This window comes from Microvirga sp. GCM10011540 (assembly GCF_042650665.1).
Lineage (GTDB): Bacteria > Pseudomonadota > Alphaproteobacteria > Rhizobiales > Beijerinckiaceae > Microvirga > Microvirga lenta.
In genome coordinates this window covers 29626-49936 of sequence record NZ_JBHSBQ010000012.1, presented here as the reverse complement: position 1 = coordinate 49936, position 20311 = coordinate 29626, and the positions used below count along the sequence as shown (strand labels likewise).

The following is a 20311-nucleotide window of genomic DNA, read 5'->3' as shown; positions in this document are numbered from 1 at the left end:
CCGCTTCCGCCGAAGACCCGAAGGTCCGTCAAAGCGGAAGCGTTCAGGACGCCTCCGCCTCGATGTAACGCGGAAAGATCGGCGCAGGTTGCGGGAGCGCCGTTCCGGCGGCCAGCCGGTTGTCCGGCCCGACCATGGCGACGACCCTGTCCTCCGGCGCCACCGCCAGCAGATCGAGCAGCTTGGCCGCGGCCTCGGGCACGAAGGGCTGGGCCAGGATGCCGACGGCTCGCAGAACCTCGGCCGTGACGTAGAGCACCGTCGCCATGCGGGCGGGGTCGCTCTTGCGCAGGACCCAGGGCTCCTGGGAGGCGAAGTACCGGTTGGCCTCCGCAACGACCGACCAGATTTCCGACAGGGCCGAGTGGACGGCGAAGTCCTTCATGGCCGCCCTCGCCTTCCCCGGCAGCCCGTCCGCGAGCCAGAGCATGTCGCGGTCGGCCTGGGTGAAGTCGCCCGGGCTCGGCACGGACGCTTCGCAGTTCTTGGCGATCATCGAAAGCGAGCGCTGCGCCAGGTTGCCGAGGTCGTTCGCCAGATCCGCATTGATGCGGTTGACGATGGCCTCATGCGAGTAGTTTCCGTCCTGCCCGAAGGGCACCTCGCGCATGAAGAAATAGCGAAGCTGATCGACGCCGTAGGTGTCGGCAAGCTCGAACGGATCGATCACGTTGCCGACGGACTTGGACATCTTCTCCCCGCGGTTGAACAGGAAGCCGTGCCCGAAGACGCGCTTGGGCAGGGGCAGGCCCGCGGACATGAGGAAGGCGGGCCAGTAGACCGTGTGGAAGCGGACGATGTCCTTGCCGATGATGTGCACATCCGCCGGCCAGTAGTGCCAGCGCGGATTGCTCTCGTCCGGGAAGCCGCAACCGGTCACGTAGTTGTTGAGGGCATCCACCCAGACGTACATGACGTGCTTCGGGGCGCCGGGGACCGGCAGGCCCCAGTTGAAGGTCGTGCGGCTGATCGAAAGATCCTGCAGGCCGGAGCGCACGAAGCTGACGATCTCGTTGCGACGGGTATCGGGCCCGATGAAATCCGGGTTGGCCTTGTAGTGTTCGAGCAGCCGGTCCTGATAGGCGGAGAGGCGGAAGAAATAGCTCTCCTCCTCGATCCATTCGACAGGCGTGCCGGTCGGGGCGCGCCAGCTTCCATCGGGCTGCTTGGTCAGCTCGCTCTCGTCGTAATAGGCCTCGTCCCGCACGGAGTACCAGCCGGAATATTTCGACAGATAGATATCCCCGGACTCCTCCATGCGCCGCCACAGCTCGTGAGTCGACGGCAGATGGTCGGGATCGGTCGTGCGGATGAACCGGTCGTAGGAGCAGTTGAGCCGGTCGGCCATGGCCTTGAACTTGGCGGCCATCTCGTCGACGAAGGCCTTCGGGGTCGTCCCGTTCCGGTCGGCGGTCTGCTGGATCTTCAGGCCGTGCTCGTCGGTGCCGGTCATGAAGAACACGTCGAACCCGTCGATGCGCTTGAAGCGGGCGATCGCGTCGGACGCGACGATCTCGTAGGCATGTCCGATATGGGGAGCCCCGTTCGGATAGGAGATGGCCGTGGTGATGTAGAATTTCTGCTTGTCGGCCATGTGGAAACCCTAAAGTCGTTACCCTTGAAACGCGCCTGTACCCGCCTGCTGCTGCGGCTTACGCCGTTCGCCGAACCGCGTCGGCAAGATCGTCGAACAGCGAAAGAATGAAAGGCCGGCGATCGAGGTTGAACACGTCGATCTCGCGCGCCATGCGGGCGATCTTCTCACACACCTCCACCAAAGGCGCAAGGCGCGCGGCGCCGAGGCCCGCATTCTCGCGCAGCCTGTCGGTCACCCAACGCTGGACGGTTTCCAGGGAGAGCTCGTAGCTGTCTTCCGCATCCCGCTTCGAAAGAGCTTCGGCAAGGGCATGGACCTGCCTGGTGTCGGTCCTGGGCAGACCGGCGAGGAGCCTCTGGATCTGGTCGATGAAGGACACCTTGTCGGCATCCAGCAATTCGAGCGTCCGGCGGACGGAGCCCTCCCCGTACCGCAGGGCCTGATCGACCACCTCTCCGGGGACCTCGGTCCAGGGGGATCCGAGGGAGGCGATGACGGACCGGATGTCGCCGTCCTCCAGCGGGCGCAGCAGGAGGCGGCGGCAGCGCGAGCGGATGGTGGGAAGCACGCGCTGAGGGGCGTGGCTGACGATCAGGAACAGGGAGCGCGGCGGAGGCTCCTCGATCATCTTGAGCAGGGCGTTGGCGCTCGAGATCGTCAGGTCCTCGGCGCTGTCGACGATGCAGACCCGGTAGCCGCCATCGGCGGCAGTCGAGCCGAACATGTTCAGCGCCCGGCGCACCGCATCCACGGGAATGGTCGCGGAGGCAGCCTTCTTGTCTGTTGCAGGAGCCCGGCGAAGCACCGCCAGATTGGGGTGCGACATGGCCGCGACCTGGCGCGAGACTCCCGTATCGCGCGCCACGTCCAGGTTTGCGAGGTTCGGATTGCCGCTCCGGCCCGGATCGAGAACGGTGCGGGCCACCCGGTAGGCGAGGGTCGCCTTGCCGATTCCCTGGGGGCCGCCGATCAGCCACGCATGATGCAGACGTCCGCTGCGGAGGCCCTCGATGAATGCCCCCTCGCCTTCGCGGTGCCCGTAGAAGGCGAACTGCTCTCTCGGATGGGGAGCGCCTTCGAGCTGATCGGGCTCGACGGCCTCGGCCTCGTTACGCGACATCGAGCGGCCTCGTGATGTTCCTGGCGAGCTTCGGGAGGCGCTCGCTCACGCTCGACCAGATGATCTCCTCGACCTCGTCGGCGGGGCGGTCCGCGTGGATCACGACACAGCGGTCCGGGTAGGCCCGGGCGATGGTGAGGAAAGCCTGCCGGAGCGCCTGATGGAACGAGAGGTCCTCCTCCTCGAAGCGGTCCGCGCCCTCCCCTTTACCGGCACGCCTGGCGCTGGCCCGGGACAGGCCGACCTCGGCCGGCACGTCCAGAATGAAGGTGAGATTGGGGCTGACCCCTTTCAGGGTGACTCTCTCCAGGCTGTCGATCAGGCCGGAATCAAGATCGCCGAGGGCGCCCTGATAGGCGCGCGTGGAATCGGCGAAGCGGTCGCACAGCACATGGGTTCCGCTCTTGAGGGCGGGCTCGATGGTCTTGTCGAGGTGGTCGATGCGGGCAGCTGCGAAAAGCAGGGCTTCCGCGAAGGGGCCGAGCCGCTTGGCCTGTCCGCTCAGGATGAAGGAGCGGATCTGCTCGGCATAGGCGGAGCCCCCCGGCTCGCGGGTGACGACGACGGGGTGGGAGAGCTGTTCCAGCCGGCGGCGGAGCCGGTCGATCTGCGTCGACTTTCCGGCCCCCTCCCCGCCTTCGAATGTGATGAAATAGCCGGCCATCAAATATTATCGACAACACTCGAAAACGCGCGGCGGACCCAGCCCGTGCTCATCTCCAGGAGCCCGTCCAGCGCGCGCTGGCTGAGGGTGCCCACCTGGACGTCGCCATCGGCATAGAGGGGCATCTCGAGAGCCCTGGTGTCGCCGCGGTCGACCTGGATACGGGCCACTTCGGTTCCCTTCTGGATCGGAGCCTTCAACGGTCCCGTATAGACGATTCGGGCGGTGACCCGCTCCTCTTCACCGCGATTGACGAGTACCCGAACCGGCTTCTTGGCGACAAGCGGCAGCGAGCGCCGGTCGCCGCCGTAAACGGGAATTTCCCCAACCACTTGGCCCTTGTCGAAGAGCTGACGCGACTCGAAGGCGCGGAAGCCCCATTCCAGGAGCTTGCGGGTCTCGTTGGCACGATCCTTGGAGCTCTTGAGGCCGTTGACCGCGAGGATGAGGCGCTGCCCGTTCTGAACGGCGGAGGCGACGAGGCCGTAGCCGGATTCGTTGATGTGGCCGGTCTTGAGGCCGTCCGCGCCGATGTCCATGGCGAGCAGAGGATTGCGGTTCTGCTGGCGGATCTTGTTCCAGGTGAACTCGCGTTCCGCGAAGATCTGGTAGAGGTCGGGATAGGTCTCGATGATGTGAAGCGCGAGCTTCGCCAACTCCCTGACCGTCACCTTCTGTTCGGGGTGCCCATAGCCGGTGGCGTTGCGGAAGGTCGATTGTGTCAGGCCCAGTTCCTTCGCCCTCTGGTTCATGCGGCGGGCGAAGTTCTCCTCCGTTCCCGAAAGACCCTCGGCGATGGCGATCGCGGCATCGTTACCGGACTGCACGATGATTCCGCGCAGAAGGTCTTCTACCCGAACGCTGCTGTTGACCTTGGCGAACATGGCGGACCCGCCCGAGGCCGCCCCGCCCGTGCGCCAAGCGTTCTCCGAGACGGTGAACTCGGTGTCCATGGTCAGCCGGCCGTTCTTCAACTCGTTGAAGACGATCTCGACCGTCATGATCTTGGCCATGCTCGCGGGCGCCACCAGCTCGTCCGCGTTCTTCTCGAACAGCACGGCCTCCGAATCCGCATCGATCAGGACGGCGGTCGGTGCAAGCGTCTGGAAGTTCTGAGCCCGCGCGGCCTGCGGCAAACCGGCCGCCAGGGTCATCGCGCTGAACAGAAGACCCAAGGTGATCGCTATCTGACGGATATGAAATTGACGCATCGTAAAGAATTCCAAGCTCTTCCGTTAGGAGAGAGGGAATCTGTGGCGCGTCAAGCACAAATCAACGCCGGAGCGGAGGATGCCCTGTGGACGCCCTCCTCCGTGTGTCAGCGCACGAACCGCGATTGATCGAGCGTGCTGAAGCCGTTGCTCTTCTGGAAACCGGGCTTCGAGGCTGCCGGCGCCGTGTAGTAGAGGCCGGCCAGGACCGGGCGCGAAGGCGGCAGCGCCTGCGAGCCGAGGCTGGCCACGGGGACCGGCGTGGCGGCGCTGGGGATGGTCCCCAGATCGAAGGGCCGCTCCGGCGGAAGCGGGACCGAACCTGCCATCGGGGCCCGGGCAGCGCCGGCGGAGGCGAGGGTCTGCGGTGCCGCGGACGGAGCGCGGGGCGTTTCGTCCGCTCCGTCGGCAGGCTCGTAGCTGCGCAGAGGAATGGTCTGCCGGGGGGCGTTCGGCCGCGGGGTCGCCTCGGCGATCATGGTCGGGGCCGTGTTGGTCAGCGTCGCCGGCATGCCGTCGGTCCGGAGGCTCGCCAGGAGAATCCGGTCGTCGCTGCCGTTGGTCGAGGCGCGGCCGACATACTCCACTTTCACCCGTGCGGTGCCCTGGCGCTTGAAGCCGAGGGCCATCGCCGCCCGTTCGGAGACGTCGATGATGCGGTTGCCGTGGAAGGGGCCGCGGTCGTTCACGCGGACGATCATCGAGTGACCGTTCTGCATGTTCGTCACGCGGGCATAGCTCGGCAGCGGCATCGTCGTATGGGCGGCGGCAATCGAATCGCGGTCGAAGATCTCGCCATTGGCGGTCATGCGGCCATGGAAGTTCGGGCCGTACCAAGACGCCAGTCCTTCCCGCTCATATTCGGGATTTTCCTTGGGCATGTAGGTGCGGCCCGCCACGGTATAGGGCTTGCCCACCATCCGGCGTCCGCCGCCCTTCGGAACGGGCTTTCCGTCCGCAACGACCTTCGGGCTCGGGGCGACGCCGTATTTGGGATCGATTCCACCACGGACGTTGGAGGAGCAATTGGCCACGGTCAGCGCAATGGCGGTAACGCCTGCGATACGAAGAAGAGCCAAATGATTGAACGAGGCGGCGCGCGCCATCAGCTCCGTCGAACCGGTGCGATTCCAATGCATGTCGTCTTGCATCCCCTCACCCGCACTTCTGCGGCGGCCCGGAGTCTGTCCGAAACTTCCCGCCAGAGTGCTTTCTGGTGCTTAAAAAGAAGTTAAACGGCAGCGCTTGTCAATGGTCACGCTTGGGAAAGCGATATTTTATTTCGAATACATTATTGTCAAGGTTAATCCGTGGCTTGTTCGTATCCGTTGATTTATCGCCTGAGGAAACGTCCCTGCGTTACGGCCAGGCCGGCTGACGACATGGGCCGGATTCCCTCGCACTTCCTGTTTCCGGCTCATGCGGCAGCCGTGGGCGAATTGTTCTGTCGAATCAAAGGTTTGGCGAGAACCGTTGCAGCTCGGCGTTGATCTGTAGCGCTCCTCCATGAGGGCTGCCTTAACCACGTCTTCCGCCGGCGCGGCAATTTGGCTCCGGCCACTGCGACCCGGGCCGTTCGCCTCGTCCGCCACGGGATGAAGATGCTGTGAGTTGACGGGACTGGGCCTGCGGCCTTAGACAGCCTCCAACCATGAGAGCGAAGGCCTGCGCGAGCAGGCCACATCATCTCCGGAGAGGTGGCCGAGTGGTTTAAGGCAGCGGTCTTGAAAACCGCCGTAGGTGCAAGCCTACCGTGGGTTCGAATCCCACCCTCTCCGCCATGATTTCGCGCCGATGCGGCCTTAGGCGGGCGCCTTGCGGATCTCAGTACAAGCTTTTTAGAGTGGATTTGGCGGATGAATGCTCCCGCGCCGAAAGTCTCGTTCGTGTCCCTGGGCTGCCCGAAGGCCCTTGTCGATTCCGAGCGCATCATCACCCAGTTGCGTGCCCAGGGCTACGAGCTGACCAAGAAACACGACGGGGCCGATGTGGTCATCGTCAACACCTGCGGCTTCCTGGACAGCGCCAAGGCCGAGTCGCTCGAGGCCATCGGCGAGGCCATGGCCGAGAACGGCAAGGTCATCGTGACCGGCTGCATGGGGGCCGAACCGGAGCAGATCCGCGACCAATTCCCCAACGTCCTCGCGATCACCGGCCCTCAGGCCTACGAGTCCGTGGTCACGGCGGTTCACAAGGCCGCCCCGCCCGCGCACGACCCGTTCGTCGATCTGGTGCCGCCCCAGGGCGTGAAGCTCACGCCGCGCCATTACGCTTACTTGAAGATCTCGGAGGGCTGCAACAACCGCTGCACCTTCTGCATCATTCCCAAGCTGCGCGGCGATCTCGTCAGCCGCCCCATCGGCGACGTGCTGCGCGAGGCGGAGAAGCTGGCCCGGGCCGGCGTCAGGGAGCTCCTGGTCATTTCGCAGGATACCAGCGCCTACGGCCTCGACATCAAGTACCAGCCGAGCCTGTGGAAGGACCGCGAGGTCCGCACCCGGTTCTATGAACTCGCCAAGGAACTGGGCGACCTCGGCATGTGGGTCCGGATGCACTACGTCTATCCCTATCCGCATGTGGACGAGGTCATCCCGCTCATGGCGGAGGGCAAGATCCTGCCCTACCTCGACATCCCCTTCCAGCACGCCTCGCCGAGTGTTCTGAAATCCATGCGCCGCCCCGGCAACCAGGAGAAGACCCTGGAGCGCATTAGGAAATGGCGCGAGATCTGCCCGGACCTCGCGATCCGCTCCACCTTCATCGTCGGCTTCCCCGGCGAGACGGAAGAGGACGTGGATTTCCTGATGCAATGGCTGAAGGACGCGAAGATCGACCGCGCCGGCTGCTTCCAGTACGAGCCGGTCCAGGGCGCACCCGCCAACGACATCGCCAATCCGGTTCCCCCGGAGGTGAAGGAGGAGCGCTGGCACCGCTTCATGCAGACCCAGCAGAAGGTCAGCGCCAAGCTGCTCAAGGGCCGCGTCGGCAAGACCCTGCCGGTCATCATCGACGAGCCGGGGGCGACCGTCGCCACCGGGCGGACCAAGTACGACGCTCCCGAGATCGACGGCGTTGTCTACGTGGCGGCCAGCCGGCCGCTGAAGGCTGGCGAGATAGTGGACGTCAGGATCGAGCGCTCGGACGAGTACGACCTGCACGGAACGGCCGTCTGACCGCCGCCCCCGTCATACCGTGACGATCTGGGAGCTCCGTATGGTGTGGACCTCGGCAGTTCTCAGGTCGTCCCGGGCGCGGGCCAGGGACCCGTTCGTGTCGATGGCCCGCGAGGCGTCCTCGATCACGTAGGTGTCGAAACCGGCGGCCTTCGCGTCCAGCGCCGTCCAGTGAACGCAGAAATCGAGGGCGAGGCCCGTGCAGAAGACGCGCCGGAAGCCCCTCTCCTTCAGATAGCCGGCCAATCCCGTCGAGGTCTTCCGGTCGGCCTCGATGAAGCCCGAATAGCTGTCGATCTTCGGATCGTAGCCTTTCCGGATGACGAGCTGGGCGTGCGGGATATGGAGATCCCGTGAAATCTCGGCGCCCGGCGTGGCCTGGATACAGTGATCCGGCCAGAGAACCTGCGGGCCGTAATCCAGCTCGATCACCTCGAAGGGCTTCCTGCCCGGATGGCTCGACGCGAAGGAGGTGTGGCCCGGAGGGTGCCAGTCCTGCGTCAGCAGAACATGGCGGAATGCCTGCGCCAGCCGGTTGATGGGAGCGATCACCGCGTCCCCGTCCGGAACGGCGAGAGCGCCGCCGGGCAGGAAATCGTACTGAACGTCGGTCACGATGAGGATGTCGGTCTCGGTCGGCGTCAACGTCGTCTCGCTGGTCATCTCACCTTCTGCCGGTCTGCGGTTGCGGCGCCAGGATGGCCGGATTCGGGACAAGAAAAAAGGCGGCCGATCACTCGGCCGCCTCCCGTATGCGCGGAACCGACGCTTATTGCGGCAGCGTGTCGTCGATGCCCCTCACGTAGAAGTTCATGCCGAGAATCTGCTCGTCCGAAAGGGCGCCGTTGCCCTTGCACTCCACCTCGGTGCCGTCCTGCTTCACGATGGGGCACTTGAACGGGTTGAGCGTGCCGGACTTGATCGCGGCCTCGGTCTCCTCGGCCATCTTCTTCACGTCGTCGGGCATGTTCTTGTAGGGAGCCATGACGACCATGCCGGCATCCAGGCCGCCCCAGGTGTCCTGAGACTTCCAGGTCCCGTCGAGAACCGCCTTGGCGCGGTCCACATAGTACTTCGACCAGTCGTCGATGATGGCGGTGAGCTGCGCCTTCGGGGCGAAGCGCTCCATGTCGGAAGCCTGACCGAAGCCCAGCTTGCCGCGCGCCTCTGCCGCCTGCAGCGGGGCCGGGCTGTCCGTGTGCTGGGCGATCACGTCCACGCCCTGATCGAGGAGCGCCTTGGCCGCGTCGGCCTCCTTGGCGGGATCGTACCAGGAATTCGCCCAGACCACCTTGAGCTTGATGTTCGGGTTCACGGACTGAGCGCCGAGGAAATAGGCGTTGATGCCCGCCACCACCTCGGGGATCGGGAAGGCGCCCACATAGCCGATGGTGCCGGTCTTGGACATCTTGCCCGCGATCTGACCGATGATGTAGCGGCCCTCGTGGAACTTGGCGGCATAGGTGGACACGTTCGGGGCGCGCTTGAAGCCGGTCGCGTGCTCGAACTTGACCTTGGGATAACGCTTGGCGACCTTCAGGGTCGGCTCCATGAAGCCGAACGAGGTCGTGAAGACCAGGTCGTGGCCGGTACGGGCGAGCTGCTCGATGGCGCGCTCGGAATCGGCCTCCGGCACGCTTTCCACAAAGGTGGTTTCGACCTTGTCGCCCAGGGCCTTCTCGATGGCCTGGCGACCCACATCGTGCTGATAGCTCCAGCCGTGGTCGCCCACCGGACCGACATAGATGAAGCCGACCTTGATCTTGTCCTTCGGCTGCGCAACCGCGCCGCCCGAGACCACCGCCAGGGCTGCCGCCCCGACCGCGATGCCGATGAGACTCCGTGAAAACATATTTACTCCCCTAGGGTTAGGTTCCGATCATCCGTTGCAGGTCCAGGCATTCCTGGCAAGTATCCGGATGCTCACAATATCATCACATTGATTACCGGTCAGGCACGAATGGCAAGCCCAGGGATCCGGGCGCTCCGATAGCCCGGCCGCGCCGGATGGACAGGAGCAGCAGGGCAAGGATCGTGGCCACGTAGGGCACCGCCGACAGCACCTGCGAAGGGACGCCGAACTGGGCGGCCTGGGCGTGCAGCTGAAGCACGGTCGCAGCCCCGAAGATGTAGGCGCCGATCAGCGCCCAGCCGGGCCTCCAGGCGGCGAAGACGACGAGTGCCAGGGCGATCCAGCCGCGGCCTGCGGTCATTCCCGGAGACCAGAAGCGGGTATAGACGAGGGCGAGATACGCCCCCGCGAGACCCGAGCAGGCGCCGCCGAACAGGATTGCCAGGAAGCGCACCCGCCAGACCGGAAGGCCGAGACCGTGGGCGGAGCCGTGGTTCTCGCCGATGGAGCGGAGCATCAGGCCGGAGCGGGTCCTGTTCAGGTAGTAGGCCACGAAAATCGTGAGGGCGATGGACGCGTAGACGAACAGATCCTGCTCAAAAAAGAGGCGGCCGATCACGGGCAGATCGCTAAGAACCGGAATGTCCACAGGAGGCACCGGGTCGCGACGTGCGCCCACGAAGGGGGCGCCGATGAGGCCGGCCAGACCCAGCCCGAGAATGGTCAAGGCAAGACCCGAGCCGACTTGGTTCGCGGCGAAGCCCAGGACCACGAGGGCAAAGAGCGCCGCCATGAGGGCGCCGGCCACGATGCCCGCCGCAACGCCCAGGAGCGTGGAGTCGAAAGTGACGGCCGCGGCGAAGCTGCAGGCGGCCCCCATGGCCATCATGCCCTCGACCCCGAGGTTGAGGACGCCGGAGCGCTCCGTTACCAGCTCTCCCAGAGCGGCGATGAGGAGAGGTGTCGAGGCGGTGACGATCGTCAGCAGAATGGCTTCGAAGGTGGTCATTTGCCCCCTCCCCGGGTGACGAGACGGACGCGGTAGCTGACGAGCGCATCGGCTGCGAGCACGCACAGGAGCAGGATGCCCTGGAAGGCCTGGGTCAGGTCCAGCGGCAGCTTCAGCATGATCTGCGCGCTCTCCCCGCCGATGAAGGTCAGCGCCACGACCAGCGCGGCGACCAGGATTCCGATGGGGTTGAGCCTCCCGAGGAAGGCCACGGTGATGGCGGTGAAGCCGTAACCGGGGGAGATCGACGGCTGGAGCTGGCCGATCTGCCCCGACACCTCGCCGATTCCGGCCAGACCCGCGAGACCGCCCGAGATGGCGAAGACCGCCATGGTCGTCGTCCGGGCGCTGAAGCCGGCGAAATGGGCCGCGCGCGGAGCATCGCCGGTGAGCCGGAGGCGATAGCCGAACAGCGTGCGCCCCAGCACGACCGCGGTGACGAGGACGGCGATGACCGCGAAGACCGTCCCGTAATGCACCCGGCTGGCCTCCATCACCGGCGGCAGGGTCGCGGCCGGATCGAACGTGACCGATTGCGGGAAATTGAAGCCCTGCGGGTCGCGCCAGGGACCGCGCACCAGATAGTCGAGGGTCAGCTGCGCCACGTAGACCAGCATGAGACTGGTCAGAATCTCGCTGACGCCGAAGCGGGTCTTCAGGAAGGCGGGGATCAGCCCGTAGGCGGCGCCGCCGACCATGCCGAGCGCGAGCATCGCGGGGAGCACCCAGAATCCCGCCTCCGTGCCGTGGGTCGTGAGCGCGAGCCAGCTTCCGAGCACGGCTCCCATGACGTACTGGCCTTCGGCCCCGATGTTCCAGAAATTGGCGCGGAAGCAATAGGCGAGACCGATGGCGATGAGGGCCAGAGGCGTCGCCTTCACGAGCAATTCCTGCAAAGCCCAGGAATCGCTCAGAGGCTGGGTGACGTAGACCTCGAAGGCGGCGACGGGCGAGCGGCCCATCAGCCAGATGACGAAACCTGCGATCAGGAACGCGGTGATAAAGGCCGCAACAGGCGCAAGCGCCCTGAGGACAGGGGATACGCTCGTCCGGGGCGTCAGCTCAAACCGCATGAGCCGCCCCCTGGGACTGGGATACTCCAAGCATTTCGAGGCCTACGGCTTCCTTCGTCCATTCGCTGATGGGTCTCAGGGCGCTCAGCCGCCCGTGATGAATGACGGCCATGCGGTCCGCCACCTCGAACAGCTCGTCGAGGTCCTGGCTGATGACCACGACCGCGCTGCCCTCCCGGGCGAGGTCCACCAGCGCCTGACGGATGAGGCGGGCGGCGCCCGCATCCACGCCCCAGGTCGGCTGGTCGACGATCAGGAGGCGTGGGCGCCGGATGATCTCTCGGCCGATGACGAACTTCTGGAGGTTGCCGCCCGACAGCTTGCGCGCCTGCGGGTCGCCTTCGGGCGTGCGTACGTCGAAGCTCTTGACGATGGCCCCGGCCAGGCGCCTGGCGGCGTTCACGAGGATGAAGCCCGAGCGGCTCACCTCCGCCGCCGCGTGCGAAATCAGCGTGTTCTCGCTCAGGCGGTGGGTGGGGGCCGCCGCGTGGCCGAGCCGCTCTTCCGGCACGAAGGCTGCGCCCAGGCGGCGACGGGCATCGACGCCGGCGGTGCCGCAGGGCCTTCCGTCGATGGCGATGGTGTCCGCACTCTCGGTCGGGCGCTCTCCGGACAGCGCCGCGAAAAGCTCGCTCTGGCCGTTGCCGGCGACGCCGGCAATGCCGACGATTTCGCCCGCATGGGCCACCAGACCGATGCCGTGCAGCGCCTGACCGTGGAGACCTGCCGGAGGCAGGGTCAGGTTCGTGACGCGCAGCATCTCCCCCTTGGGCGCATGGGCCGTGCCGGTGCGGACCTCCCCGACCTCGTTCCCGACCATGAGAGCCGCGATCTCGCGGGCGCTGCGCTCGCGCGGGTCGATGGCTCCCACGACGCGGCCGCCCCTCAGGATGGTGGCCCGCCGGCAAAGGCGGCGCACCTCCTCCAGCTTATGGGAGATGTAGAGGATGGAGCAGCCGTCGGCGGAGAGCTTGTCCAGGGTGACGAAGAGGTGCTCGGCCTCCTGCGGCGTGAGCACCGAAGTCGGCTCGTCGAGGATGAGAAGGCGTGGATTCTGCAAGAGGCACCGCACGATCTCGATGCGCTGCCGCTCGCCCGCCGAGAGGGTCCACACTGCCCGGTCCGGCTCGAGGGCGAGGCCGTAGGCCCGGCTGATGTCGCCGAGCCTGCTCCTGACGGTGGCGAGGCTCCAATCGCTGGAAAGCGCGACCGCGATGTTCTCGGCAACCGTCAGCTCGTCGAAAAGGGAGAAGTGCTGAAACACCATCCCGATGCCGAGCGCCCTCGCCTCGACCGGCGAGGCGATGGAAACGGGGCGGCCTTCCCAGAGGATTTCGCCCGCGGTCGGTTCGATCACCCCATAGAGGATCTTGACCAGGGTGGACTTGCCGGCGCCGTTCTCGCCCAGGAGCGCGTGGATCTCCCCCGGCTCGATCCTCAGATCGATCCCGTCATTGGCCAGAAGTTCGCCGTAGCGCTTGCTGATCCCTCTCAGCTCGACGAGGGGAGGTTCCGTGGGTGAAACGTCTGCCTGCACGCACTGCGACTCTGACTTGAAGGGTTGGCGGAAGCGACAGATCCGTTGATGACTGCCTGTGCGGAACGATCATAGGGACGGGCCGCACCGGTCGGCAATGGCGAATGCATCGTTTATTGTGAGTCTGCAACCGGTCGGCAACATTTGGTCGTGAGGGACGTCTTGAGCGAAGAGATCCATGACATCGCCATCGTCGGCGCTGGGGCCGTCGGCCTGAGCGCCGCCCTCGCCTTCGCCCGGGACGGCTATCGGACGGCCCTGATCGGAAGCCTGGACACCCGCAGGGACGGCCGTACGGTGGCGCTCCTCAACGGGTCGATCCGGTTTCTGGACGCCCTGGGCGCCTGGCCGGAGCTCAGACGCGAGGCCGCGCCGCTCGAGACCATGCGGATCGTCGACGATACCGGCAGCCTGTTCCGGCCGCCGCCGGTCTCCTTCACGTCCGGGGAGATCGGGCTCGATGCCTTCGGCTGGAATGTCGAGAACGCCACTCTCGTGGAGAGGCTCGCCGCGGTCGCCGGGCGACACGAGCCGCTGACGATGATCCCCCGCCACGCCGATGGCTTCCGGGCCGCCGCCGACTACGCCGTCGTGTCGCTGCAGGATGGCGGGGAGGTGAAGGCGCGCCTCGTGGTGGCCGGCGACGGGAGGAACTCCAAGCTCCGACAGATCGCCGGGATCGAGGTCAGGACCTGGTCCTATCCCCAATCGGCCGTGACGGCGATCCTCTCCCATGACAGGGACCACCGGGAAGCCTCGACCGAGTTCCACACCCGCCACGGGCCCTTCACCCTGGTTCCCCTCCCCGGCCGCCGTTCGAGCCTGGTCTGGGTCACCCGCTCCGAGGAGGCTCAGCGCCTGGCCGCGCTCGACGATGCGGCGCTGGCGCGTAGGATCGAGGCGCAGGCCCAATCCCTACTCGGCGCGATGCGGATAGACGGGCCGCGCGGCCTCGTGCCGATGAGCGGTCTTTCGGTCTCGCGCTACTATTCCGCCCGGCTGGCCCTTGTGGGCGAGGCTGCGCACGTGTTCCCGCCCATCGGCGCCCAGGGGCTCAACCTGGGCTTCCGCGACGTGGCCGCCCTGCGCGATGCGGTGGTGGATGCCGGCGACGAAGGACACGATCCCGGGGCGGACGAGACCCTGCGGCGCTACCAGCGCGGCCGGGACCTGGATGTCCGCCTGCGCACGGCGGCCGTCGACAGCCTCAACCGGACGCTGCTGACGGGCCTCATCCCGGCCGACTTCCTCAGGGGCGCGGGATTGCTGGCGCTCAGCAACATCGGCCCCTTACGGCGGGCCGTGATGCGCGAAGGCGTGCTTCCCCAGGTCGGGGCTCCACGCCTGATGCAGGCCGAACCGGCGGGTTAAGGGAAGAGGTCGTAGGGCAGAATGCCGGTGCTGACGAGGTAGAGCAGCCCGGTCAGCGTCACCATCGAGACGAGCGTGCCGATCAGGACGCAGGCCGAGGCGCGCTCGACGCCCACATTGTACTGGGTCGAGATCACGAAGATGTTCAGGGCGGGCGGAAGCGCCGCCATGGTCAGCGCGGCATAGGTCCAGGTCGCGCCGAAATCGCCCACGGCGGAGAGCAGGACCCAGACCAGGATCGGGTGCAGGACCAGCTTGATCAGGACGAGGATCGGCACCTCGCCGGGAATGCGCAGCAGCGGCCGCATCGCGACGGTGACCCCGAGGATGAACAAGGCACAGGGAGCGGCCGCCCCGGAGAGCCAGGTGACGATCTGGTTCACCGGCCCCGGCAGGGTGAGATGGAGGTAGCTCGCCGCCACTCCGAGGGCCGTCGCCACGTTGAAGGGATGGGTGAGGATGCGCCAGACGATCCGGCGGATCGTGGCTCCCAGGCTGAGCTTCTCGACACCGGCCACGGACATCAGCAGCGGAATGAGGGAGAACAGCAGCAGGTTGTCGAACACGAAGATGAGGACGACCGGCGCGCTGGCCGCCTGGCCGATGGCCGCCAGGACCAGGGGCGGCCCCATATAGCCGATGTTGGAATAGGACCCGGCGACCCCCTGCATGACCGATTGCGGCAGGTCCTTCGTGTGCCGCCAGCCGGTGGCGAACGAGAGCGCGAAGGCGCAAAGGGTGGCCAGGGTCGTGGCCGCAATGAAAGGCCAGTTGGTCAGCTGGTCCAGCGGCTTGTCGGCGATCAGCCGGAAGAACAGGCACGGCAGGGCGATGTAGATGACGAAGAACTGCATCCAGGCGAGCCCGGATTCCGGCTGCTTGACGAACTTGCCGCAATAGAAGCCGAGGCCGATCAGCCCGAAGAAAGGGGCGAGCAGGTTGAAGAGCCCGATCAGGTCGGACATCGCGGCCTCCGGGCGGCAGTCACAGGAGGCTCCTTCTGACAAGCTTCGACCCGCGCGGCAATCCCGCCTGCGGGAAGCCCGGCAGTCCCGGAACGCATCCCTCGGACCGGCTCTCCTGATCGTGACGAGGGCCGCGTTTGGAGTTTCCAGCCGCCGTCTCTATATTCCGATCAAGGAGTTACGATCATGAAAGCGAGTTCAGCAAAATTCGCGATCGGCCAGGTGGTGCGGCATCGACACTTCGAGTTCAGGGGGCTGATCTTCGATGTGGATCCGGAATTCGACAACACCGAGGAATGGTGGCTTTCGATCCCGGAGGAAATCAGGCCTCACAAGGACCAGCCATTCTATCACCTCTTCGCCGAGAACGCGGAAACCGAATACATCGCCTACGTTTCAGAGCAGAATCTGCTTCCCGACCATTCCGACGAACCGCTGCGCAATCCTCTCATCAAGGAGATGTTCGTCCGGGACAAAAACGGCATCTATCGGGCGCATCCGACCCTTGCGAACTGAAGACGGCAGGAACAAACGAAAACGCCGGGCGAGAAGCCCGGCGTTTCTTTTTGCCTCTTGAGGCGATTGCTTACGGCTTCGGAGCGGCCGGCGCAGCCGGGGCTCCGGCAGCCGGAGCGGCACCAGCGCCGGCGCCGCTGCTGAGCTGCTTGCGGAGCTCCTCGGAGCGCTTCTCGAGCTCTTCCTGGAGCTTCTTCTGCTGCTCCTGGAGAACCTTCGGGTCGATCGGCGGGCCGTCGAAAGCCTTGGCGAAGCCGGCAGCCGGAACGGCGAAGGTGATCTCGCGGCCCATCTGGTTCTGGACGCTGACGTTCAGGTTGGCACCCTTCTTGAGGGCGGCGACGAAGTCGTCCTTGACCTGGGCTTCGGCGAAGCAGCCGTTCGGAAGGCACATCACGTACCGGCCCGGGGTCGGCTGACCCTGGTCGACCGTGAAGCGGAGGCCGGGCTGCAGGAGCAGGCCGAGCGGCATCACGAAACGGACGATCTTCTGCGGCTGCGCGCCCTTGACGTCATAGAGCGCCATGGCGAGCACCGGCTGACCCTGATCCGACACGAAGTCGCGGGTGGTGTAGCAGATCTCGGCGTTGTTGGCCTGATCCTTGCCGCAAACCTTGGTCCATTCCGGCTGGGACGGCTCGGCCTTCACCTGAACGACCATCGGGCCGGTCTGCTGGGCCTGCTGTGCCTGAGGAGCCTGCTGGCCCTGCTGGGCCGGAGCGGCCGGGCGCTGCGCCGGAGCGGTTTGCGCGAGAGCGGGTGCAGCCAGGAGAAGGGCCATGGCTGTCGCCAGACCGCGGGTGCCCCCCAGGCTCGCGAGGCGTGTCGCGATTGACATGTCGTTGATCCTCTTCAGTCGAAAGGTCGGGTCATGAAACAGCCGTTTAACCCGGCTTTGTTCGTCACCATCTTGGAACGGTTGAATCTTTGCCGATTAAGGCGAAGACATGACGTGTGGCGCTCCTTTAACCTTTCATGAGGTATGTTTCCAGTCGCCCGGGGCAACTTTCTTTATAATATCCAGTCCCGGAAAGCGCTGTGTTCTGCCAGGGGCGCCATGGGCCGCAAACTGAGACATTTCCTTCGGATTCTCGCGCTCGCTGCAGGGGTGGGCCTGGGGCTGTGCCCGGCTGCGGCGGCCGAGGCGCTGCGGCATGGTATCGCCATGCATGGGGAACCCGCCCTCGAACCGGACTTCCCTCACCTGCCCTATGCCGACCCGGATGCTTCGAAGGGCGGGCGAATCGTGCTGGCGCTCCAGGGCACCTTCGACAGCCTCAATCCCCTCATCGTCCTCGGCGTCGCGCCGGACGTGGTTCCCCGCTACGTGCTCCAGAGCCTGATGATTCGCTCTCAGGACGAGCCGTTCACCCTCTACGGGCTGGTCGCCCGCTCGGCGGAGATGCCGGACGACCGCAGCTCGATCACCTTCAATCTCGATCCCAGGGCCCGGTTTTCCGACGGCCATCCTCTGACGGCGGAGGACGTGCGCTTCACCTTCGAGCTCCTGAAGAAGCACGGGAAGCCGTTCCATCGCTCGAGCTTCGGCCAGGTGAAGGCGGTGTATATCGAGAGCCCCCAGCGGATCCGGTTCGACCTCTCCGGTTCCAACGACCGGGAACTGCCCCTGATCATCGCGATGATGCCGATCTTCGCCGCCCATGCGACCGATCCGGAGACGTTCGACAGGACGACCCTCACGCCCCCGCTCGGGTCGGGGCCCTACGCCATTTCCGAGGTGAGACCCGGTGAGCGGGTCGTCCTCAAACGCCGGGCCGATTACTGGGGCAACGACCTGCCCGTCACGCGCGGCCTCTACAACTTCGACGAGATCCGCTACGATTTCTATCGCGATGCCAACAGCTTGTTCGAGGCTTTCAAAGCGGGACTTTATGATTTCCGGATTGAGGGAGACGCCAGCCGCTGGGCCACGGGTTACGACATCCCCGCGGTCCGGTCCGGCCGCATTGCCCGCGAGGGCGTGCCCATCCGCCTGCCCAAGGGCATGAACGGCTTCGTCTTCAATACCCGCAGGCCGCATTTCAGCGATCCGAAGGTCCGGGAGGCGCTCGGTTACCTGTTCGATTTCGAGTGGGTGAACCGCAACCTGTATTTCAGCCTGCTCACGCGGTCCGACAGCTACTTCGCGGGGTCCGACCTGTCCTCGGCCGGACGTCCGGCGGGCGGGCGGGAGAGGGAGCTTCTCGCGCCTTATCCCGGCGCCGTCCGGGAGGACATCCTGGAGGGACGGTGGGCTCCGCCCTCCTCCGACGGCTCGGGACGCGACCGCGACACGGCGCGCCACGCGCTCGCCCTCCTCGGCGAGGCGGGATGGACGCTCGACGGCGGCATGCTGCGCAAACAGGCCACCGGCGAGCCCTTTGCGTTCGAGATGCTGGTCAATTCCCGTCAGCAGGAGCGCCTTGCCCTGAACTTCTCCCAGTCCCTCGGTCGCGTCGGAATCCAGGCGCGGGTGCGGCTGGTGGACGACGTGCAGTACTGGCGCCGGCTGGCCCAGTTCGATTTCGACATGGTGCAGTGGGTCTGGCCGGCCTCCGCCTCCCCCGGCAACGAGCAGCGTAACCGCTGGAGTTCCGGCGCGGCCGAAAGGAGCGGTTCCCTGAACTATGCCGGGGCCGCATCACCGGCCATCGACCGCATGATCGAGGCTCTTCTCGAGGCGAGAAGCCGTGAGGACTTCGTCTCCACGGTGCGGGCGCTCGACCGCCTCCTGCTGTCGGGCTTCTACGTGGTTCCGCTGTTTTATGTTGGAGAGCAATGGCTTGCCTATGACAGCAGCCTGAAGAGGCCCGCCACGATCCCCCTCTTCGGGGCCTCCATCGACACCTGGTGGCGCGCACCCCATTGAAGTGGCGCGCGAAAGGTCCTAACGGAAACCGTTGAGCTTCCATTCAGGTGCAGGATGAAACAAATACCTGCCGAAGGCGTTGTCGAGCATGACCTCAATCTATGCCGTACCGCCTTCCCGTAAGGTATCGCTATGACAAGTTTTCAGCAGGTGCTCGTCGTCGACAACGGCGAACGCGCTCCCGACAGTGCTCTTTCGGCCGAATTGGCGGGGATGGGTTATGCCAGCGTGACCGCCCCCCTCGAGGCCACGGAAGAGGTTCTGGCCATGATGCCGAGCCCGGTCGCGGTCGTTCTGCAGATGCCCCGCGACGCGGACTGGGCGGAGCGCCGCCGCTTCCTGGAACTTGCCAACCGGCTCCGGAAATCCATCGACTCGGACAAGATCCCCATCATCGTCGCCGGCGGCATCAGCGGAGCCACGACGATGCTCCAGAACCAGCTCGGAACCCGCGCCGTCGCGGCGCCCGATCTCTAGCCTTCATACCCCGAGAAGACGGAAGGCCCCGGCCTCCGTCTTCGCCTGATCCTCATCCGTCGCAAAGAAGGCTGCCGTCCGGAGAGGGCGCGCCGACAGGTCGCCATAGACGGCAATCGTGCTGCCGGGACCGCCTCCGGTATGCCCCGCGACCCTTCCCCCCGCAGTGGTCTCGCCGCTCGTGAGACCAAGCCCGTAGCCGGGAATCTGCCATGGCCGTCCCGGTATGGGCCCCTGGAGCGGAAACACCCGCAACATCTCGGCCAGCAGGTCGGGCGGCAGCAATACGCCCCTGAGAAGGTCGTCGAGCAGGATAGCCGCCTCCTCCGCCGGCCCGACCAGCAATCCATGATAGACCCAACCCGGGTGGTAGCTGTGCGCTTCTCCCATGACGACGCCGGCGAGGTCCGACCGGTCTCGCGCCACCCTTGCGCGCTCGATTCCGAGCGGCCGAAGGACGAGGCGGCGCAGGGCGCCGTCCATGTCCTCCCCGCTGAGGGTCTCGATGAACCGGCGCACGAAGAGATAGCCGATATTCGAGTATTCCCACCCCTCCCCAGGACGATAACGCAGCCGTTCGGCTTCGACCCGATCCAGCAGCATCGTCACGGGCCAGGGCTCTTCCCCCTTGGCGACGGCATCATGATAGGCCGCGACCCCACCGTAGTTCCCCAGGCCGGACCGGTGCTGGAGGAGTTGCCGGAGGGTGTAGGGCTTACCGGGCAAAGGCTCGTCCAGGGAGGCGAGGCCGTCGCGGACGAGGACGAGCGCTCCGGCGGCAAGAACCGTCTTCGTGAAGCTCCACCAGGGAACCATCTGCCCGGCATCGTGGCTTCCGGTCACGACGCCGTTCTCGACGACGGCCCAGGCTTCCACC

The 20311-nt window shown here is 65.8% G+C and carries 18 protein-coding genes and 1 tRNA gene; 6 read left to right on the top strand and 13 right to left on the bottom strand.

Translation table 11 applies throughout. The annotated features are described in order from the left end of the window. Positions 1–43: 43 nt before the first annotated feature. The 5 genes from metG to ACFOYU_RS05220 form a co-directional block, all read right to left on the bottom strand. Positions 44–1594, bottom strand: coding sequence for a methionine--tRNA ligase (metG, locus tag ACFOYU_RS05240; RefSeq protein WP_377032728.1), 1551 nt, complete (start codon positions 1592–1594; stop codon positions 44–46). A 58-nt stretch (positions 1595–1652) separates the two neighbouring features. Then, positions 1653–2717 (bottom strand): DNA polymerase III subunit delta', encoded by a 1065-nt coding sequence (locus ACFOYU_RS05235; protein WP_377032727.1) that lies wholly within the window; start codon positions 2715–2717, stop codon positions 1653–1655. Next, positions 2707–3381 (bottom strand): dTMP kinase, encoded by a 675-nt coding sequence (gene tmk, locus ACFOYU_RS05230; protein ID WP_377032726.1) that lies wholly within the window; start codon positions 3379–3381, stop codon positions 2707–2709. The genes ACFOYU_RS05235 and tmk overlap by 11 nt, the downstream gene beginning before the upstream one ends. Further along, entirely contained in the window at positions 3381–4592 is a 1212-nt protein-coding gene (locus ACFOYU_RS05225; RefSeq protein ID WP_377032725.1) for a D-alanyl-D-alanine carboxypeptidase family protein, read from the bottom strand. The genes tmk and ACFOYU_RS05225 overlap by 1 nt, the downstream gene beginning before the upstream one ends. 107 nt (positions 4593–4699) lie before the next feature. Beyond that, the gene (locus tag ACFOYU_RS05220) at positions 4700–5731 is read right to left on the bottom strand and encodes a septal ring lytic transglycosylase RlpA family protein (RefSeq protein ID WP_319004871.1); all 1032 of its coding nucleotides are present in this window, start codon (positions 5729–5731) and stop codon (positions 4700–4702) included. 552 nt (positions 5732–6283) lie between these two features. Between ACFOYU_RS05220 and ACFOYU_RS05215 the strand changes: the two genes are divergently transcribed. Together ACFOYU_RS05215 and rimO are read left to right on the top strand one after the other, a co-directional pair. Next, positions 6284–6373: transfer RNA gene (locus ACFOYU_RS05215), tRNA-Ser, on the top strand. Between the two features lie 75 nt (positions 6374–6448). After that, positions 6449–7765 carry a 30S ribosomal protein S12 methylthiotransferase RimO gene (gene rimO / locus ACFOYU_RS05210; RefSeq protein ID WP_377032724.1) on the top strand — a complete coding sequence of 439 codons (1317 nt, stop codon included), beginning with the start codon at positions 6449–6451 and terminating at the stop codon, positions 7763–7765. A gap of 12 nt (positions 7766–7777) precedes the next feature. Here rimO and ACFOYU_RS05205 read toward each other — a convergent pair whose 3' ends face one another. The 5 genes from ACFOYU_RS05205 to ACFOYU_RS05185 form a co-directional block, all read right to left on the bottom strand. Further along, the gene (locus tag ACFOYU_RS05205) at positions 7778–8428 is read right to left on the bottom strand and encodes a nicotinamidase (RefSeq protein WP_377032723.1); all 651 of its coding nucleotides are present in this window, start codon (positions 8426–8428) and stop codon (positions 7778–7780) included. A 106-nt stretch (positions 8429–8534) separates the two neighbouring features. After that, positions 8535–9617, bottom strand: a complete 1083-nt coding sequence (locus tag ACFOYU_RS05200; protein WP_377032722.1) for a BMP family ABC transporter substrate-binding protein — start codon at positions 9615–9617, stop codon at positions 8535–8537. 91 nt (positions 9618–9708) lie between these two features. Further along, positions 9709–10626 carry an ABC transporter permease gene (locus ACFOYU_RS05195; RefSeq protein ID WP_377032721.1) on the bottom strand — a complete coding sequence of 306 codons (918 nt, stop codon included), beginning with the start codon at positions 10624–10626 and terminating at the stop codon, positions 9709–9711. Further along, positions 10623–11699, bottom strand: coding sequence for an ABC transporter permease (locus tag ACFOYU_RS05190; RefSeq protein ID WP_377032720.1), 1077 nt, complete (start codon positions 11697–11699; stop codon positions 10623–10625). The genes ACFOYU_RS05195 and ACFOYU_RS05190 overlap by 4 nt, the downstream gene beginning before the upstream one ends. Continuing rightward, positions 11689–13236, bottom strand: a complete 1548-nt coding sequence (locus ACFOYU_RS05185) for an ABC transporter ATP-binding protein (protein WP_377032719.1) — start codon at positions 13234–13236, stop codon at positions 11689–11691. The genes ACFOYU_RS05190 and ACFOYU_RS05185 overlap by 11 nt, the downstream gene beginning before the upstream one ends. Before the next feature lie 162 nt (positions 13237–13398). Between ACFOYU_RS05185 and ACFOYU_RS05180 the strand changes: the two genes are divergently transcribed. After that, entirely contained in the window at positions 13399–14607 is a 1209-nt protein-coding gene (locus tag ACFOYU_RS05180) for a UbiH/UbiF family hydroxylase (protein ID WP_377032718.1), read from the top strand. On the opposite strand, the gene ACFOYU_RS05175 is transcribed toward ACFOYU_RS05180, so the two are convergent. After that, the gene (locus tag ACFOYU_RS05175; RefSeq protein WP_377032717.1) at positions 14604–15572 is read right to left on the bottom strand and encodes an AEC family transporter; all 969 of its coding nucleotides are present in this window, start codon (positions 15570–15572) and stop codon (positions 14604–14606) included. The genes ACFOYU_RS05180 and ACFOYU_RS05175 overlap by 4 nt on opposite strands. A 183-nt stretch (positions 15573–15755) precedes the next feature. On the opposite strand from ACFOYU_RS05175, the gene hspQ reads away from it, so the two are divergent. Further along, positions 15756–16088, top strand: coding sequence for a heat shock protein HspQ (gene hspQ, locus ACFOYU_RS05170; protein ID WP_226742472.1), 333 nt, complete (start codon positions 15756–15758; stop codon positions 16086–16088). A gap of 70 nt (positions 16089–16158) precedes the next feature. On the opposite strand, the gene ACFOYU_RS05165 is transcribed toward hspQ, so the two are convergent. After that, positions 16159–16926: an invasion associated locus B family protein gene (locus tag ACFOYU_RS05165; RefSeq protein WP_377032716.1), complete on the bottom strand. Its 768-nt coding sequence runs from the start codon at positions 16924–16926 to the stop codon at positions 16159–16161. 219 nt (positions 16927–17145) lie between these two features. Between ACFOYU_RS05165 and ACFOYU_RS05160 the strand changes: the two genes are divergently transcribed. Next, positions 17146–18957, top strand: a complete 1812-nt coding sequence (locus tag ACFOYU_RS05160; RefSeq protein ID WP_377032715.1) for an extracellular solute-binding protein — start codon at positions 17146–17148, stop codon at positions 18955–18957. Positions 18958–19089: 132 nt separating this feature from the next. After that, positions 19090–19434 carry a hypothetical protein gene (locus ACFOYU_RS05155; RefSeq protein WP_226742414.1) on the top strand — a complete coding sequence of 115 codons (345 nt, stop codon included), beginning with the start codon at positions 19090–19092 and terminating at the stop codon, positions 19432–19434. Between the two features lie 3 nt (positions 19435–19437). Here the strand turns inward: ACFOYU_RS05155 and ACFOYU_RS05150 are convergent, their stop codons facing one another. Next, positions 19438–20310 carry a serine hydrolase domain-containing protein gene (locus ACFOYU_RS05150; protein ID WP_377032714.1) on the bottom strand — a complete coding sequence of 291 codons (873 nt, stop codon included), beginning with the start codon at positions 20308–20310 and terminating at the stop codon, positions 19438–19440. Between the last annotated feature and the right edge of the window lies 1 nt (position 20311).

Coding starts and splice junctions, on each gene's coding strand:
- metG (WP_377032728.1), bottom strand. CDS start 1,594: ATGGCCGACAAGCAGAAATTCTACATCACCACGGCCATCTCCTATCCG.
- ACFOYU_RS05235 (WP_377032727.1), bottom strand. CDS start 2,717: ATGTCGCGTAACGAGGCCGAGGCCGTCGAGCCCGATCAGCTCGAAGGC.
- tmk (WP_377032726.1), bottom strand. CDS start 3,381: ATGGCCGGCTATTTCATCACATTCGAAGGCGGGGAGGGGGCCGGAAAG.
- ACFOYU_RS05225 (WP_377032725.1), bottom strand. CDS start 4,592: ATGCGTCAATTTCATATCCGTCAGATAGCGATCACCTTGGGTCTTCTG.
- ACFOYU_RS05220 (WP_319004871.1), bottom strand. CDS start 5,731: ATGCATTGGAATCGCACCGGTTCGACGGAGCTGATGGCGCGCGCCGCC.
- rimO (WP_377032724.1), top strand. CDS start 6,449: ATGAATGCTCCCGCGCCGAAAGTCTCGTTCGTGTCCCTGGGCTGCCCG.
- ACFOYU_RS05205 (WP_377032723.1), bottom strand. CDS start 8,428: ATGACCAGCGAGACGACGTTGACGCCGACCGAGACCGACATCCTCATC.
- ACFOYU_RS05200 (WP_377032722.1), bottom strand. CDS start 9,617: ATGTTTTCACGGAGTCTCATCGGCATCGCGGTCGGGGCGGCAGCCCTG.
- ACFOYU_RS05195 (WP_377032721.1), bottom strand. CDS start 10,626: ATGACCACCTTCGAAGCCATTCTGCTGACGATCGTCACCGCCTCGACA.
- ACFOYU_RS05190 (WP_377032720.1), bottom strand. CDS start 11,699: ATGCGGTTTGAGCTGACGCCCCGGACGAGCGTATCCCCTGTCCTCAGG.
- ACFOYU_RS05175 (WP_377032717.1), bottom strand. CDS start 15,572: ATGTCCGACCTGATCGGGCTCTTCAACCTGCTCGCCCCTTTCTTCGGG.
- ACFOYU_RS05165 (WP_377032716.1), bottom strand. CDS start 16,926: ATGTCAATCGCGACACGCCTCGCGAGCCTGGGGGGCACCCGCGGTCTG.
- ACFOYU_RS05160 (WP_377032715.1), top strand. CDS start 17,146: ATGGGCCGCAAACTGAGACATTTCCTTCGGATTCTCGCGCTCGCTGCA.
- ACFOYU_RS05155 (WP_226742414.1), top strand. CDS start 19,090: ATGACAAGTTTTCAGCAGGTGCTCGTCGTCGACAACGGCGAACGCGCT.